This window comes from Pseudoalteromonas sp. SIMBA_162, from assembly GCF_046535955.1.
Taxonomy (GTDB): Bacteria; Pseudomonadota; Gammaproteobacteria; order Enterobacterales; family Alteromonadaceae; genus Pseudoalteromonas; species Pseudoalteromonas marina.
This window is the reverse complement of record NZ_JAWJBQ010000062.1, coordinates 1-611: the sequence shown is the minus strand read 5'-3', so window position 1 is coordinate 611 and position 611 is coordinate 1. Positions and strand designations below refer to the sequence as shown.

The following is a 611-nucleotide window of genomic DNA, read 5'->3' as shown; positions in this document are numbered from 1 at the left end:
GTTATGTTTTACTTGAAGGTGTAATTGTTATGAAAAGTGTTTTGATGCTTACTTTGTGTCTTTCATTTTCTGTATTTGCAGATGACTTATCAATTGTAGATGCACAAATGGGGTGTATAGATAAAAAGAAAGACGCTATTAATGATCCTTTCAAGTACCGTTATGGGATTGAGTTAATAATAAAAAATATTAGCAAAAGTAAGATTACTTTACTTACAAAAATAGATACTGTTGCTTTGGTTCCAGAACCAAATAGCACGCAAAGAGTCCTGCATTATAGTGAGAGTAGTCGGAGTGGAGCTGTAATTGTTCCACCAAAAGAGAACTTAAAATTAGTGGAGCTATTTCCTGGAGATCAGACAATAATTTCCCATCAGTTTTCAGATAAAAACTTTATAGAAAAATCGAGCTTTGAATATTATTCAAAATCAGTTTACGGTGGTCGATTTAATAACTGGGTGGGTAGATTACAAAGTAAAGAAATAAAGACACAAGTATTGTATAAATGTAAAACATAACAAGCACTTTAAACGGAACAAAAACAGTTGGCTACGTTCCGCTTCGCTCCACATTATAGCCAACCATTTTTGTCCGCTTAAGTGGGCGTTATG

1 protein-coding gene is annotated in these 611 nt (G+C 33.6%); it reads left to right on the top strand.

Features of this window, described 5'->3' with window-relative positions; translation table 11 throughout:
• Positions 1-518, top strand: a 518-nt coding sequence (locus R0J88_RS18705) for a hypothetical protein (RefSeq protein WP_410900688.1), incomplete at its 5' end; no start/stop codon positions are given.
• Positions 519-611 lie beyond the last annotated feature (93 nt).